General features: G+C 58.3%; 10 protein-coding genes and 1 pseudogene. 9 read left to right on the forward strand and 2 right to left on the reverse strand.

Annotated elements, in window-relative coordinates; genetic code table 11:
- The first annotated feature begins 162 nt into the window (after positions 1–162).
- From PSR62_RS23615 to PSR62_RS23655, 9 genes are all read left to right on the forward strand, one after another.
- On the forward strand, positions 163–2,835 hold the full coding sequence (locus tag PSR62_RS23615) for a hypothetical protein (RefSeq protein ID WP_274405412.1): 2,673 nt from the start codon (positions 163–165) through the stop codon (positions 2,833–2,835).
- A 77-nt stretch (positions 2,836–2,912) separates the two neighbouring features.
- On the forward strand, positions 2,913–3,503 hold the full coding sequence (locus tag PSR62_RS23620) for a hypothetical protein (protein ID WP_274405413.1): 591 nt from the start codon (positions 2,913–2,915) through the stop codon (positions 3,501–3,503).
- Between the two features lie 557 nt (positions 3,504–4,060).
- A complete protein-coding gene (locus tag PSR62_RS23625; protein ID WP_274405414.1) occupies positions 4,061–5,098 on the forward strand; it encodes an SMP-30/gluconolactonase/LRE family protein in 1,038 nt (345 codons plus the stop codon).
- A gap of 718 nt (positions 5,099–5,816) precedes the next feature.
- Positions 5,817–7,424, forward strand: a complete 1,608-nt coding sequence (locus PSR62_RS23630; protein ID WP_274408290.1) for a DUF1549 domain-containing protein — start codon at positions 5,817–5,819, stop codon at positions 7,422–7,424.
- A 154-nt stretch (positions 7,425–7,578) separates the two neighbouring features.
- A complete protein-coding gene (locus PSR62_RS23635; RefSeq protein WP_274405415.1) occupies positions 7,579–8,847 on the forward strand; it encodes a DUF1501 domain-containing protein in 1,269 nt (422 codons plus the stop codon).
- A 19-nt stretch (positions 8,848–8,866) separates the two neighbouring features.
- Positions 8,867–9,388, forward strand: a complete 522-nt coding sequence (locus tag PSR62_RS23640; protein WP_047815048.1) for a sigma-70 family RNA polymerase sigma factor — start codon at positions 8,867–8,869, stop codon at positions 9,386–9,388.
- Complete coding sequence (locus PSR62_RS23645; protein ID WP_274405418.1) at positions 9,385–11,394, forward strand: hypothetical protein; 2,010 nt, start codon at positions 9,385–9,387, stop codon at positions 11,392–11,394. The genes PSR62_RS23640 and PSR62_RS23645 overlap by 4 nt, the downstream gene beginning before the upstream one ends.
- A gap of 34 nt (positions 11,395–11,428) precedes the next feature.
- A complete protein-coding gene (locus PSR62_RS23650; RefSeq protein ID WP_274405419.1) occupies positions 11,429–13,219 on the forward strand; it encodes a DNA methyltransferase in 1,791 nt (596 codons plus the stop codon).
- Positions 13,220–13,948: 729 nt separating this feature from the next.
- The gene (locus tag PSR62_RS23655) at positions 13,949–14,344 is read left to right on the forward strand and encodes a hypothetical protein (protein WP_274405420.1); all 396 of its coding nucleotides are present in this window, start codon (positions 13,949–13,951) and stop codon (positions 14,342–14,344) included.
- 589 nt (positions 14,345–14,933) lie between these two features.
- On the opposite strand, the gene PSR62_RS23660 is transcribed toward PSR62_RS23655, so the two are convergent.
- Both PSR62_RS23660 and PSR62_RS25850 read right to left on the reverse strand, forming a co-directional pair.
- Positions 14,934–15,890 carry a hypothetical protein gene (locus PSR62_RS23660; protein WP_274405421.1) on the reverse strand — a complete coding sequence of 319 codons (957 nt, stop codon included), beginning with the start codon at positions 15,888–15,890 and terminating at the stop codon, positions 14,934–14,936.
- Positions 15,891–16,430: 540 nt separating this feature from the next.
- Positions 16,431–16,574, reverse strand: a pseudogene (locus PSR62_RS25850) (GYF domain-containing protein); the annotation flags it as partial.
- Between the last annotated feature and the right edge of the window lie 92 nt (positions 16,575–16,666).

Here is a 16,666-nt window from a genome sequence, read left to right on the forward strand (position 1 = left end):
GCCGCGATGTCACTAACAAGGGTGGGAGGCCTGCCGCCGCCATTCCGCCCGTCCGGGAACTTGGCTTGCGGTGGACCGTCTCCCAGCGAGCCATTCGTAGGAGCTCGCCCCGATCCATCCCTGTCCATTCACCGGACCCTGTCTTTTCACCGGAAATCTCCGATGCGTTTGACCCTTCGCACCCTGCTGGCCTACCTCGACGACATGCTCGACGAGCAAGACGAGAAATTGCTGAAGCAGAAGATCGACGAAAGCACCTACGCGACGTCCTTGGTCGCTCGAATCCAATCCGCGATGGACCACCCGAGTTTGGGTGCCATGTCACCCGACGCGGTCGGGCCACTGGAAAACGCGAATGTCATCAGCGAGTACCTCGACAGCACGCTGTCGGCGGAACAAATCGCCGAGGTCGAACGAGTCTGCTTGGAATCCGACACCACGCTGGCCGAAGCGGCCGCCTGCCACCAAATCTTGACGATGGTGCTGGGCCAACCCGCGCGGGTGAGCGATGGGTTGAAGGAACGGATCTACACGTTGCCCGCCAGCGAGGCGCTTCGCAACATGGAACAACAGATCGAACGGGCGCCCGACGCGAATCCTTCCAAATCGATCTCCAGCGCGGAAACCGCTTCGTATTCTTCGCTGGACATTCCTGCCAACGAAAATGCGGCGGCCGACGCATCCGGGGACGCCACCATCGGTCAAGACGACACGCATGAGGCCACCCCGATCGCTCCGGTCGGCCCCAGCGACTCGGGCGTGGCGGACGCGCCGACACGATTGCGGAACCCGGTGGGACATGCCGCCAATCCAGCCTCCTCGCGATCCGAAGCCGAATTGGTCGCCCGAACCACACGCGCGATGATGCGCGAGGATGGCTACGGCGGCATGGTCCGCCCCTCGCGAATCACACCGTGGCTGGTTTCATTGGCCTTGGTCGCCGTGCTGCTGTTTTCACTGGGCAAGATCTTCGCTCCTCTGATCGAGCAACGCATCGCAGATCGGGACAAGGTCAGCGACGATGCCGTGACCACTCCCGACACATCCGATCCAACGCCTGCCGCGACGCCCTCTGGTCCCGCACCGCCTGCTCCAGGATCGCCACCGACAACCCCGATCCCCGCCGAGGCGTCCGCCGAAACAAGTCCAGAAGTCACAGCCCCAGCGTCCCCAGAGGATTCGGCGACTGGCGATGTCCCCATGACCACCACGCAGACTCCAGCGGAAACGCTCCCACCTGAAACCGACGTGGCCGACACCGCCCCAGCCTCCACACCAAACACCAGCCCGGATGTCGCGGACGTCGCGCCCGCCGAGATGACCGACACAGCCGAAGTCACACCACCGGCGCCGCCAGCAACCGCCCCCATGGAAGCGGAACCAACCGCCGAGGCCACCGAAACGATTCCACCGGAAGTGGCGGACGCATCCAACGTTGCCAGTGGCACGGAAGTCGCCCATTTGGTCAACGGCCAATCGGTCGTCCTGGTTCAGAACTCAACCGCAAAGACGGTGGAAGCCAGCGACGCGGTCCAGACCGCTGGCTGGCGTCGATTGTGGCCTGCACTGGCAAAGCCCGAGGATGAAAACGCGGAAGCGAATCCAGAAGCCGCCCCAGACGATCGCTTGCGTTTTGTCGGTGCCAGCCAAACGGTCTTGGCCCCTTCCTTGTACCGCCCGATCTTGGCGGGTGACCAAGGCGTCGAATGGACGCTGGCGGGTCCCACACGCCTGACCATCTCACAAACCCAGTCCGTCGCGGCGACTCCGCCAACGGCCACAACCGAGGAACAAGACGCCGCCGATTCTGACGAACCCGGTGACGACGCCCAGCCGCCGGAGACCGCGACCGAGCCAACCACATCGGCCAAGACAGTCACCCATTTGCATGACGGCCGCTTGCTGCTGGCATCCACGCAAGACAACGTGACCGCGATCTGGGAATTGGGTCCACGGACGATCGAAATGACGATGCCGGAATCTCAAACCGTGTTGGCGATTGAGATGACGCACCTGCGGCCGCTTGGAATGGACCCTCGCGTTCCCGGCAACCGGATGCCCATTTACCGAGTCACTGCGGTGCAAGGCACCGTTGAACTGAAGGTCCAAACGTCAACTCAAACCGACGAAGACGCAGAATCAGCCCCCGCGGTCGTGACCTTGGAACCGAACCAGCAATGGCGGGGACGCGGCAACGAGGAAGCCGAGGTCAGCGACGTCGAACGTTTGCCCAACTGGATCGATCCACCTGAAAAAGCCGACTTGCTGGTCACGTCCGCTCGAGAAGGATTGTTGGAATTTGTCAGCCGCGATGGCTCGTTCGATGACAAACAACTGGAAAAAGAGCTGCGGGAAGCGATGGCGTTTCGACGTGTTGAAGTCTCCGCCTTGGCGGCCCAAACGTTGTTGATGATCGGTCGTGCGGACGTTTACTTCGGTGCCACGGGCATCCTCAGCACGCCCCGCCATCGCCTGTACTTCACCGAGCACTTTCAGCAACTGCGCCAACACATGGCGTCCGACGCAGAAGCTGCCAAATCCATCGACGAAGCGATCCAGCAAGCGGAACAAGCCGACGGAAAGACGCTGTTCGAATTGTTGGTGGGATACAACAACGAACAACTCGAAGCCGGTGCAGATGCCAAGTTGGTGGAGTACCTGAATTCGAGTTCCATGTCGGTCCGCGTGCTCGCGATTGAAAACTTGCGAGACATCGTGGGCGACACCCTGGGGTATCGTCCCGACCAAGAAAACGTGTCGCGTCGAAACAGCGACATCAAGAAGTGGCAAGCACGATTGCGTCGCGGCGACATTCGGTACTCCACCGAGAAGTGACGCCACGACGACACCTGTCACCGCTCCGCGGTTGAACCAGGTGGAAACGTTCCCGGCAACAGTCGCAGAGCGACGGCATGGGAGAGCCTTGGGTTTCAACCCAAGGTGCCCAAGATCGCCATGCATCGGCAAGTCGCGGAGCGACGACAGTTGCCCCTGCATCACGACGCCTGGCACCGCTCCGCGGCTTTGGTGTGCGGGGCTACGGCCGAGAACTCGGGTTGAAACCCGAGCCTGACAAATGTTACCGCGCCGCGGTTGAATCGGGTGAAAACGTTCCCGGCAACAGTCGCGGAGCGGCCGCATGGGAGAGCCTTGGGTTTCAACCCAAGGTGCCCAAGATCGCCATGCATCGGCAAGTCGCGGAGCGACGACAGTTGCCCCTGCATCACGACACCTGTCACCGCTCCGCGGCTTTGGGGCGGAGGGGCTACGGCCGAGAACTCGGGTTGAAACCCGAGCCTGACAAATGTCACCGCTCCGCGGTTGAACCAGGTGAAAGCGTTCCCGGCAACAGTCGCGGAGCGACGGCATGGGAGAGCCTTGGGTTTCAACCCAAGGTGCCCAAGATCGCCATGCATCGGCAAGTCGCGGAGCGACGACAGTTGCCCCTGCATCACGACACCTGTCACCGCTCCGCGGCTTTGGGGCGGAGGAGCTACGACTGAGAACTCGGGTTGAAACCCGAGCCTGACAAATGTCACCGCGCCGCGGTTGAAACAGGTGGAAGCTTTCCCTTCAACAGTCGCGGAGCGACGGCATGGGAGAGCCTTGGGTTTCAACCCAAGGTGCCCAAGATTGCCATGCATCGGCAAGTCGCGGAGCGACGACAGTTGCGGAGCGACGACAGTTGCCCCTGCATCACGACACCTGTCACCGCTCCGCGGCTTTGGGGGGCGGAACTACGGCCGAGAACTCGGGTTGAAACCCGAGCCTGACAAATGTCACCGCTCCGCGGTTGAATCGGGTGGAAACGTTCCCGGCAACAGTCGCGGAGCGACGGCATGGGACAGCCTTGGGTTTCAACCCAAGGTGCCCAAGATCGCCATGCATCGGCAAGTCGCGGAGCGACGACAGTTGCCCCTGCATCACGACACCTGGCACCGCTCCGCGGTTGGGACGGGCATGCTGCCCAGGCAGCAAAAATTTGTGTCGTGCTGGCGCGGTGGATAAGATGCTTGGCCCCACCCTTTCATTCTCGCCCCTCCCCATCGAGACCCCCAGCATGATGTCCTTGCCGCCTGCCTTTGCACGCACCGCCGTGCTCGCCGTTGTTGCCTCCACGATTGCCTCTTTCGGAATCGATTCGGCAGCGGTCGCTCAAACACCATCGACCATCGGCCGAGTGGAGCGACTCGACGACTCCCTGGATGACTTCCTTGCGGCGGATGCCAAGATCGAAGTCTTGGCGGCCGGATTCACTTGGACCGAAGGCCCGGTGTGGGTTCCCGCTCAAGAGGACGGCCAAGAAGACGCGTTGCTGTTCAGCGACATCCCACGCAACACGATCTATCGCTGGAGCGAAAGCCAAGGCGTGGAGTTGTTCTTGCAACCCAGCGGCTACACCGGCAACACGTACTACGGTTTGGAACCTGGCAGCAACGGATTGGTGCTGGACGCGAAAGGCCGCTTGGTCATGTGCGAGCATGGCGACCGACGCGTGTCCGTGCTGACGACCGACGGCGGCAAGCAAACGATTGTTGACAACTACCAAGGCAAACGACTGAACAGCCCCAATGATCTTGTGTTTGATCAAACCGGCAACTTGTACTTCACCGACCCGCCGTATGGATTGCCTGAGCGTGCCGAAGACAAACGACGCGAACTGGATTTCTGTGGCGTGTACCGCGTCTCCACATCGGGTGAGGTGACGTTGCTGACGGATTCCATCGCGCGGCCCAACGGCATCGGTTTGTCACCCGACGAGAAGACGTTGTACGTCGCTCAAAGCGATCCCCAAGACCCCACTTGGATGGCCTACCCGCTGAAGTCCGACGGCACACTTGGCCAGCGACGAGTGCTCGGCAACGCCAGCGATGCGATGCAAGAATTCCCCGGCCTTCCCGACGGCATGGCCGTTCATAGCAAAGGGACCTTGTTCGCCAGCGGCCCCGGCGGAATCTATGTGATGAACCCAGATGGCAAGTTGCTCGGCCGGATCCTCACCGGTGGGCGGACCAGCAACTGCACCTTCGACAGCGACGAAAAGTGGCTGTACATGACCGCTGACGACAAACTCTGCCGAATTCAGATTGGGCACTGAACAGGCACAAGGCACCCGCCACCTTCCAAGCCCTTCCGCCCCGAGCCAAGACGGCCTGCTGATTGAATCCTAACCCGAAGCGTGAGTTTTGAAGTTGCGCTTTTGCGTTGAATGGCCAACGGCCTTTTTCAGCATAGCCAGCGGGCAACGCCCCTGGATCAGGAAAACACGCTCCCATTTTCGCCAACGGCCAAGTTCAATCCCAAACGTGTGGGTTGATGATGGCCGTTGGCCAACAAAACCGACTGCAAAAGCGCAACTTCAAAAAGCGTGAGCGAGGGATCGCGTGCCATTGCAACGAGCCTGTACGCCCCTCGCTCACGCGCCGGGTTGTGAACTCGGGTTGAAGGACGCCTCCCTCTCCGTGGGGAACAATGCGAAGCGACAGCGGGTGGCTCCGCGTCCGATTGTGACGCCCCCCGCAGAATTCTCCTTCCCCACAATCCGTCTTGGATTGGTGGCAGCGGCCCAGATTGGACTAAAATGGAGTTTGGTTGTCGGAGGATGCTCAGCCCCCAACGGGTACATTTCCCGCCGGTGGTCGTTCTATTCTTGTCTCGCGTCGCTTCCAGCCCGCCTGCTCATTCTTTTCTGATGATGAGTGACGAAAGGCTTTTGCTTCGCACTTCTCGTCTAACTTCGCCGAGCGTTTTTCATGAAATCGATCGTTCTGTCCCTTTCCGGGCTGTTGATCGCGGGATCTCTCGCTTGTTCTTCCATGGCTTCCACCGCCGTGGCGGCCGGACCTGCCGTTCCACCTCAAGTGGTGATGATCAACGAAGCGATCGAGCAAGTCTGGCGAGACTTTTCGATTCGTCCTGCCGCGGAAGTCGACGATGCGACGTGGTGCCGACGCGTGTACTTGGACGTGATCGGACGGATCCCTTCGTTCGAAGAATTGTCGGAATTCGTGGGTGACCGCGACTCGGGCAAACGAGCCGCGCTCGTCGATCGACTGCTCAACGACGACCGTTACACCGAAGAGTATGCCAACCATTGGTCGACCGTTTGGACCAACCAACTGATCGGCCGCAGCGGCGGCACCGATCGCCGTGACTTGACCAACCGCACCGGTATGCAGAAATACCTCCGCGATAGCTTCGCAGGCAACAAGACCTACGACCAACTGGTGTTTGAACTGGTCACCGCCGAGGGATCCACCACCCCGGGTGAACCGAACTTCAATGGCGCGGTCAACTTCTTGGTCGACAAAGTCAATCAAGAAAAAGGCACGCTCGCGACCAGCAGCGTTTCGCGGATTTTCTTGGGACAACAGGTCCAGTGCACTCAGTGTCACAATCACCCGTTCAACCAATGGAAACAACAGAAGTTTTGGGAGTTCAACGCCTTCTTCCGTCAGACCCGCTCGCTGCGTCGGTTTGTAGAAGGAACACGGGACATCAAGTCAGCCGAATTGGTCAGCCAAGACTTCGCTGGCGAAGCCAACGACCCCGAAGACGCACTGGTGTTTTATGAGCTGCGAAATGGCCTGCAAAAGGTTGCTTACCCTGTCTTCACCGATGGGACCGAGATCGAAAAAAGTGGCTTTGTCGAAGACGTCAATCGCCGCGAAGAACTCGGACGCCTGATGCTGCAGAGCGAGTACCTGGACAAGATGATCGTCAACCGAATGTGGTCGATGTTCCTTGGCTACGGCTTCACTCGCCCCATCGATGACCTGGGGCCACACAACCCCTCATCGCACCCCGAGTTGCTCGACAACCTCGGCAAAGAATTCCGCAGCAGCAGTTACGACCTGAAAAAACTGATCACCTGGATCACGCTCAGCCGTCCGTACCAATTGGCATCGACGATGAGTTCCAGCAACGAGATCGACGACCCCACGATCGGTGAATCCCCCAAGTTTTCCCGGTTCTACTTGCGTCAAATGAGTGCCGAACAGCTGTACGCGTCGATGGTCACCGCCAGCAATGCCCAGTCCAAAGGCAGCTACGAACAACAAGAAGCAGAACGTCGTCGTTGGTTGTCGCAATTCGTCGTCGCCTTTGGGAACGACGAAGGAACCGAAACGACCACCTTCAACGGTTCGATTCCACAAGCCTTGATGTTGTTCAATGGTGACTTGACCAAGAACGCGATCAGCCTGGAAGCCGGTTCGTTCCTGGACCAACTCAGCCAATCGGGACGCTCGCCCAAAGACCGTGTGACGCGATTGTTCCTCAGTGGTTTGGCACGGCGTCCAACCAAAAACGAAGTGACGATTGCCAGCAAGTTGTTGGTCGCTCGCAAAGGCGATGAGCCTGAAATGTTGCAAGACATGTGGTGGGCGATTCTCAACAGCAACGAATTCATCATGCAGCACTGAGCTGCCTGATTCCACCTCAAGCCTGATTCCACCTCAAGCCTGATTCCACCTCCAGACGGATCGCCGGCAGCGAGCCATCACTGCCAGCGTCCCCATCCGACGGCGGCTCTCACACCGCCTCGAACCGATCACCTTTTCTTTCCCGGAGTTCACCATGGATCTTTCCACCCCCAACGGCATGACGCGTCGTCACTTCATGAGCCACTTGGCTGGGTCATCCGCAGCGGCCGCTGCCGCGTGGACTTTGGGCGGCAACATCGCTGCGCAAGCCGACGAAATGCGACGCAATCGCAAGTCCGCGATTTTGCTTTGGATGGGTGGCGGCCCGCCCACCATCGACATGTGGGACCTGAAACCAGGTGCTCCCACCGGCGGTCCCTTCCGCCCGATCTCGACCACCGGCAACGCTCAAATCTGTGAGCACATGCCGATGATCGCCCAACAGATGAAACACCTGTCCGTCGTTCGCAGCATGTCGACACGAGAGGCCGACCACAGCCGCGGCAGTTACTACATGCACACGGGCTACGTTCCCAACCCCAACATCGAACACCCCAGCTACGGTAGCGTGATCGCTCATGAATTGATCGACCAACGTCCTGAACTGGAAATCCCTCCATTCGTATCAGTCGGTGGTGCCGGTGCTGGCCCTGGTTTCCTGGGGATGGCTTGGTCGCCGTTTTCCGTGACCAGCAACGGTCGTGTCCGCAACCTCAAGATGAACCTGGATGACGATCGACTGCTGCAACGCATGGCAGCCCTCAACCTGATCGAAAATGGGTTCGCCAAACGCACGCGTGACACGCCCGCCGCCGAACACGCCAAAGTGCTGGGCAAAACGTTGGATCTGATGACCAGCGAACAAATGGAAGCGTTCCGCGTTGAGAAAGAACCCGATGAGGTCAAAGAACGCTACGGCACGGACAACTTCGGCCAAGGCTGCTTGCTGGCCCGACGTTTGGTCGAAGCCGGTGTGCCATTCATCGAAGTCGACCTGGGCGGCTGGGACACGCACAACGACAACTTCACGACCCTGAAAGACAACAAATTGCCAACTTTGGACCGAGCCATGAGTGCTTTGGTGGAAGATTTGGCCCAGCGTGAATTGCTCCAGGACACGGTCGTGATGTGGATGGGCGAGTTCGGCCGAACACCTCGAATCAACGCCAATGCCGGCCGTGACCACTTCGCTCGGGCGTGGTCCTGCGTCGTGGGCGGGGCGGGAATCAAGGGCGGGCTGGCCGTCGGCGAGACCAATTCCGACGGAACCACGGTTGAGACGGAACCCTATAGCAGCGAAGATCTGATGACGACGGTCTGCAAAGGCCTGGGAATTTCAACCGAAACCACCTTCACCAGCAACAACGGACGACCGATGAAAATTGCTGGTGGCGGAAAGCTCATTCGTGAATTGGTGGCCTGAGACCCAGGCCAATGGATGCGTGAGTGAACTTTCACCAGCTGAATTGGTTGTCCGCCACCAAGATGGAATTTGGCGGTATTTGCGACTGCTCGGATGTGACTCCGCCACGGCGGACGATTTGACGCAGGAGACGTTTCTGCGTGTACTTCGACGAGACAACTTCGTTCAACATTCAGACGAAGCCACTTCAGAATACCTGCGCCGTACGGCGTACAACCTCCTCGTTTCATACCACCGAAAGTTCGGACGGATCCGACTTTCTGATTCACCTGAGTTGCTGGACGAAAGCTGGCAACGATGGGCGGGCAAGGATTTGACGGGCAATGAAACCGTCGAGGCCCTCCGAGAATGCATGGAGGGACTGACCGAACGTGCTCGCGACGCCTTGGCAATGCGTTTCGTTCACAACACACCGCGCGTGCAAATTGGTGAAAACCTGGGCATTTCCGACCACGGAGCCCGAAACCTGATGCAGCGAGCGAAAGCACAACTTCGAGAGTGCGTGGAAGAAAAACTCCGCGCCGTGACTCAACCATCATGAATACAAACCCTTCCCACGCGGAACCGCACGAGGATCCCCCTCGGAACAATGGCCCTGACTCTCAGGGACCGGAGTCGCTGCGCGAAGACGCCATGCTGGACCTGCTGATCCAGGAAGCGCTCGGTGGTCCCACACCGTCCGATCAAACCGGACTCATCCTGCGACGATTGGCGGACGAACACGCCGGGTCAGATTCCAAACTCGCAGGTTCCAAGAACCAATCCTCCCGTGACGCTTCTCGGGTTGCCAAGCACTCATCCAAACTTTCGCTGGCCACGATCCTGATCGGCACCGCCGCCGGATTGCTGCTGTGCGTGGGTGTCGCAGTGGGTGTGAAGTACCGATCCGATGTGGCTCTGCAGGCAATCGCCGACGCGGCCGCCGACCGCGCCGCGCCATCCGTGCCCAACCCGGCTCCCGTGGTGGACAGCGAAGACGCGTCCCCACAACCCAAGTCCGCTCCGCGAAAACGCGCTCAACCGATCGAGTTGGCAGGTGACCCATCGACCACCGTCGCTGGCGATCCAGGCTCGCTCTCGACCGACTCACCGGAGTTACCAGGTCAGCAAGACGTTCAGCCTGCTTCACCATCCGCCGCGGTCCCGTCGATCACCTTGGTTTCGCAGAACATCGACGCGAGTTGGCAGTCGCACTGGAAACGCCTGGGCGTCCGCCCCACGCCTTCGCGTGAAAAGGAATCCATTCAACAGGAACTCGCTGACCGCTTGGGTCTGGTGATTCCCGTCGAGGCGATCGGCGACGCCCAAGCCATTCGAACGGCGATCGCCAGCCCCTCGAACCGCCAAGCGATCTCGAATCGGTTGCTGACCGCTTTCTTGGGGAAGAAATCCAAGCACCAAGATGCCTCGGAGAGTCTCAGCGAAGTGCTGAACAGCGGGGCGGGTGCCGATCGCCTGATCGCCGCTTGGATGCTCCCTTCGAAGGCCGGTTCGAAACCCAACGCCGACGTAAAACCGGACACGCAAAAGTCGGCCGCAACGCCTTGGATTCGGATGTTGCAACCAGCCGACTTGCACGAAGTCACGGTCAAGACCGCGGCCCTGACCCGTCACCAGGACCTGCGTTGTCAACGCTGTCATGATGTTCCCAACTCCGGTGATGAGATTCCCACTCAAGCCGATTACTGGACCGTCGCGGCCGAACTGGCTCCGCTGCTGAATCCGTCGCGTGCCGACAAGGACATCTTCTACGACACGCCGGACGGACGTCGGCAGTTGGCCAAGCGTCCTTCGCAGGCAGAAACACAGGCCAGGTCCAACAACCTGATTGGCTCACGGGATTTAGCGGAAGGCATCGTCTCGACCTTGTTCGCGATGGTTCACGATTCGCCGTCAACGACCAGCCCGTTTGATCTGTCGGCTGCCTCCGTCCCGCCCGAGACGCTGCGGCCGCTGGTGGACGACTTGATCGCCAGTGATTTCGATGTGCTTCGCAGCCTGTCGATTTTGTTGTCCGACACCGTGATGACTCGCTCGGTTCCCGATGCGATGTCGCCACAAGGAATCTTGATCGCCGACGACCAGCAGTGGTCCAGTGCCGTGTCCGCCGTCCACGCGATGGCGGCTCGATCGCCGTTTCGGCGTCCTGGCTCCGCTCAGCGTCGATTGCAAGTCGCTTTGCAGGATGCCAAACCAAACTGGCCGGGCGACAGCGGTCGCGACACGTTGCTGGCTCAGCCCCTGGGCAGCGAATTGTCCGCCGATGGCACGCCGTCGAACTCGGAGAAACGCCGTCCTGAAAAGAACGGGGATCGCAAAGCCGCGGTCGCCTCGACCGGGTATCCCATGCGATCGTCGATGATCGTCCCTGCGTGGATTTCGCAGTTGCCGGATTTTGACAGCCGCTTGGATCACGTCGCGCATTTAGCCGGTCAGCTGAAACTCAACACTCCCGAACGCGAATTGGCACACCAAGCCCTGGCATCGGGCGACGACGAGGCGTTGATCTTCGAACGGTTATGGTGGATCATCCGGCCCAACAGTTGATTGTTTGTGGCCCTTGAACGGATCCGAAGTTTGTATGACCTCTCCAGCCTTCGGACAAGTTCACGTTTCAGATTGCGTCGAGGGCATGGCAAAACTGCCAGCCGGCTGCATCGATTTGGTTTTTGCCGACCCACCGTTCAACATCGGATACACCTACGACGTCTACGACGACTCGCTGGAATCCGATGAATACATCCAGTGGTCGGAGAGCTGGATTCGCGGCGTGCATCGCGTCCTCGCGGATGACGGAGCCTTCTGGTTGGCAATCGGAGACGAATACGCGGCCGAACTGAAGGTGCTGTCGCAGCAGATCGGCTTCCAGTGTCGCAGCTGGGTCATCTGGTACTACACCTTTGGTGTGCACTGCAAATACAAATTCACGCGGTCGCACGCCCATTTGTTTCATTTCGTCAAAGACGAGAAACACTTCAAATTCAACGCCGACGATCCCTCCGTTCGCGTGCCTTCGGCCCGGCAATTGGTCTACAACGACCGCCGTGCCAACAGCAAAGGCCGGATGCCCGATGACACTTGGATCCTGCGCCCCCAGGACCTGCCGTACGGCTTCACGGCCGATGAGGACATCTGGTACTTCCCCCGAGTCGCGGGCACGTTCAAGGAGCGTGCTGGGTTCCATGGCTGCCAAATGCCCGAACAGTTGCTCGGCCGCATCATCCGGGCCTGCAGTGACCCCGGTGACAAAGTGCTGGATCCCTTCAGCGGCAGTGCCACCACGGTCGCCGTTGCCAAAAAGCTCGGCCGTGAGTTCGTTAGTTTTGAGATGAGCGAAGAATATGTTTCGCTCGGAAACGAACGTCTCGAACAGATTCGTGTTGGCGACCCGCTCACTGGTGCCGCAGACCCGCTTCGCAGCGCCCCCGCCACCAACGGCAAGAAGAACGAATCCAAGGCGGAAAAGCTAGCTCGCGAGGAGGAGGAACGACAACGCTGGGCAACCCAGCAGGTCGGGCCTCAGTTGGAATTCCAATTTGAAACCATGCGTGCCATGACCGATGGCGAACTGATCAACGCCTTCCGAGACATCCATGACGGCCACTCCGTCGATCGGGTGCTGCTCGACCCGGTGCTGAGCGATCGTCTGGAAATCGCTTGCCGCCGCGTCTCCGAACGCGAGCCCTCTGCGTCCCGACGCCAGCGTCTGATCGAACTTCGCGCGTCCGGTGCGCTGACCGCGGAAGGCATTCACACGGAACGCCCCACAACGATCCCAACCAGCACTCTCGAACGATTCAGCTACGCCGCTGAACTGGCGTGGGCCAACCTCGCACAGCGTTACCCCGAACACAGCTTGGACGATCTTTTCACCGATCCAAAGTTGCTGGAAGAGTTTGATCGCGAAGCGTTGCTGCACGCGTTTGACTCGGATCGCTTGACTCTTCGTTGGTGTGCGACGCAACTCCGATCATGGGCGACCACCGCCCGAGAGCACCAACCCGGTGAAGACGCGTTGGAGCAATCGCCGCCGAAGTTTTCAACAGCTAAAAACTGGACCGCCAACTCTGGGCCGAGTTCGAAAAGCGGCTCCGCCAAAGGCGGTCTGTACCAAGTGCTCGCCCAGGACGGTTCCGTGTTGTTCGTGGGCGAAACCTCCGACTTCAGCGTTCGGTTTGGCGACCACCTCGCCAGCGAATCGGCAGAACGCTTCTGGCGAACCGAGGCCGGCGGCCAACCCAAGGCACGCACTGCGTTGCTCCCAGACGCGACGGGCCCGGAACGACGCCTCGTGCTTTGCCAATGGCTGCAAGAGAACCCAGCGACCACACGAAACCTCGTTGCCTTGTGGAAGGATCTTATCGAAATTTAGGGCTCATCCGACGGAAGGGTGCGCCCGAGGTTTTCAAGGCATGCACCGATGTCCGAATGTTCAATGATGGACGGCGTCCGTGTTGAAAACAACCCACCGGCATGCCGGTGGGCCGCGAAGCACCTTCGGCGCATCGGAGACCAAGCTATTCCTTGGCAAGTTGCTCCTCAGCAGAGCTTGCTTCCGCTTCATTTGGCAACTCAATTCGAACGCCTCGAAATGGTCCGTTCAAACTTCGGGCATCGGAGAAATCCCTCCAAAAACCTGAAGTCAGGGTACCGCGCACGCTTCCGTCGGATGAGCGTTAAAACCTCGTTGACGACTCAATCGACAAGCGGTAACGCTTCGGGTTAAGATCAAATCAACAGGCCGCTAAGCAGGTCGGCAGGAATGATCGGGCATAATCATGTGAGCCGTTTGGGCGTTAGCCCCGGTTGTACGTGGGAGCAACGACGCTTACCAAAACAGTCCAAATGCCGAAAGGCTCCTGCCGACCTGCTTCAACGCAAGCGTTCGCAGTGTCTCAAATGCAATCGGCGTAGCGCAGTCGGCTTTGATAGCTCAGCCCACAAATCGACATCAGATTCAGTGGTTCAATCGAAGCAAGAGGTGCGCCGGGCTGGCACCTCTTCCTGTGAAAACGAGAGCGTCAAACCAAGCCTCTGTTCATTGCGGCCCGTTACTTTTGACTTGGAGATCGCACCCCACTTAGGTTGCGATAACGAACGAATGAAAAATGTCACAATAGCTTTCCTTCTAGCTATCGCTACGATTGCCACCGCTTTTCTTGTTCGATCGCATCGTGAAAACCTCTTGTTGAAATCGGAGGCTGCTAAATTAGCGGAAACCGTCGAGTCCTACGAATGTTTAGTTGAAAGTCGAAATGAGAACTTGGCTCATTCCCGGCTCGGTACTAGCGTGCTTTGTCGACTGGCTTTGTCGGGAACCAACAACGACGTTTTCAATTTTCTTGACATGACACCGGTTGGATCACTGAATTGCAAGGCGATTGATTTGGCTGGATCGCCAGAAACAAAACTGCTCTGGTATAGTCAAAAGCGGGAATACGAAGAGGGCAAACCGATTCTTCTCAAGAAAACCAAAGCTCTCTTAGAAGAAGCCTAATCAGTCTTGTTTGTTATTGACTTGAAATCATTTGAGATTGTCGACCACGTGACGATCAAAAATTTCACTGGGGTATCAATACTCAGTGAGGTACTAATACAAGATCCCTCTCCCTATCAATGTCGAGTGAGCTGCAATCTGCCGAATGGAACGCCGGCAGAATACAAGGTTTTACCGACCGGGTTTGAACGAATTCAGTAGCGACCACGGAGTCATTGCGGAGCGATCAAAGGGATGGAGATAGTTCTGCCCAGGTGATGCGATCGAGAGCGTGACATGGGACCTTGCGGCATGGCCATAGTTGGGTGTCAGGCTTCGATCAATCCTGGATCCATCGCTTGCGCAAGCGACGGCCGAAAAGGTGTCAGGTACGAATGGCACGGGCGTAAGCCTAAGCCGCTGTGGCGAGACGGTTTCGATTCGGGAAGCGACATCCTTGCGCTAAGTTGTATTGCTTTGGCCTGCGTTCGAGTTCACGTGGTTCCATTCTTCCTGGTCGATTTTCCGATGGTCCGTTCGGAGATCGTTTTCAATCCCGAACACCACTGGAGTTCGATTTGACCATCGCCAAACCGCACAGGCGTCTTTGTCAGTGTCGACGCCGAAGCGATTGAACGAAGCTCAAATAGTCTCGCGTCTCAACTGGAAGGTCCTTTTCGGAGTAAACGCTCGCCATCTTCGGCAGCAAACGATTGATCGGATTGAACAAGCCCCGCTGCGAGAATGGGCTGTTCACGCTGAACAAAACTTGCCCGCGAATTGTCGACTCATTCTGACTCAGCACGTCTTGCAACCCGTTTTGTGTATTTTCAACAAAGGCGGAAAACCTCTCGTACTCGGTTTGGGTTTGGACATTCATCGCGGCGAGCAAGACTTCTCGTTGCGCAAAAACAATCTTCTGCTCGACGCGTTCTAAATCCGATTCTGGTTCGGGAACTGGATGCCAAAGCTCATTGATTGCGTGCGTGAGACTCATAGCGAGAAGTTCATTCTCCTGGATCACACGGAACGTCTGATCCCAGGTCTCCCGACTGGCCTTCAAGTACTCCCGAATCTCATCTTCCGTCCGTTTTCTCGACGGCACATTTCGGTTGGGAACTTCTATCTTTGGAAGTGCATGATCTGCGACTTGTTTGCTCGATTCACGGGCTAGAGAAAGTTCGTTCGACCTTTCTCTGATCGACTCCGACAATTCTTTAGCAGCACGCATTTGGTTGTCCCGGTGCATTTGCAACCGTTGGCGAAAACGCGACATGCGTGCTTCGTACTCCTCCAAACTCATTGGACCGAGCTGCACCGCTCGGTTCAGCAGGCGTCTAAGCTCATGCTTGCGATCCTGCATCGCGTCAACAGGTGATTGACGGGCATCTACGATAGTGACTACAGCGGGCTGATGAAGGAGAAGGTTTTCGTAGTCATCCAACACCTTTTGGTGCGAGTCGAAACCTGGAAGCTTAGCCATCAGGCCGTTGATTGCTGGACGATACTGAACAAACAAAACAATGAAACCGAGAAGAAATCCCGCTGCGACCAACCAACCGAACATCGCCAAACTTCCAGGACGCCGGCGGCGGCTGGGATGGGGCGAGTGAGGTTGATTGAAGACGGAATGATTCATCGGCGGAAGGTTGACCGATGCGGATTCCCTCTCTCTGGCGACAGCGACTCCCGGTTCATGAAAGACTTCCCGCACCAATTCGACTTCAACGGGGGTTTCGATCATTTCGACAACGATCGCGTCCATTACGGGTGAGACTTCCTCACCGGTCGAAAGTCTCGGTATGACTGGACGATTTTCTGGCCGGGTGGATTGAGTCGGTGTTTCGGTGGCGGTCCGAGCACGGTGGATCTCTCCCAGCCTCGCAATCTCGGCGATCGCAACCTGCTTCCCTTCCAAAGCCCCGACTCCATCCACCGCTCGCATCCATTTGGCCGTTGTCCCCTGCCGCATCATGGCGTCAGAGGGAAGACGCCCCATCTCGTGCAAATGAAGAACCTTGCTCGCGAGAAAGGGGCCCACGATCTTGCCTTGAGTTTTGATGTACCACCCGATGCGATACACCTGCACGAACATTTCCTTCACGTCCGACGCCCGTCGCCACTCGCTATTACCCTGCTTCACTTCGGCTTGGGATGCGAACGCATCTGCCAATAGTCGAGCGCGAATCTCGGGTTCGGAAAACGGTCCCTCCACCTCTTCTGCGTCTCTTAGATACCACGATGAACTCATAGTTTCAGAAGATTCGACGACGTGAATGCTGGCTATGATGCATAGTGATTGCGCGAGGGTGTTGTCCGCAAGTATTTCCTGACTTGCCGAGC

It is taken from the genome of Rhodopirellula sp. P2 (assembly GCF_028768465.1).
Taxonomy (GTDB): Bacteria; Planctomycetota; Planctomycetia; order Pirellulales; family Pirellulaceae; genus Rhodopirellula.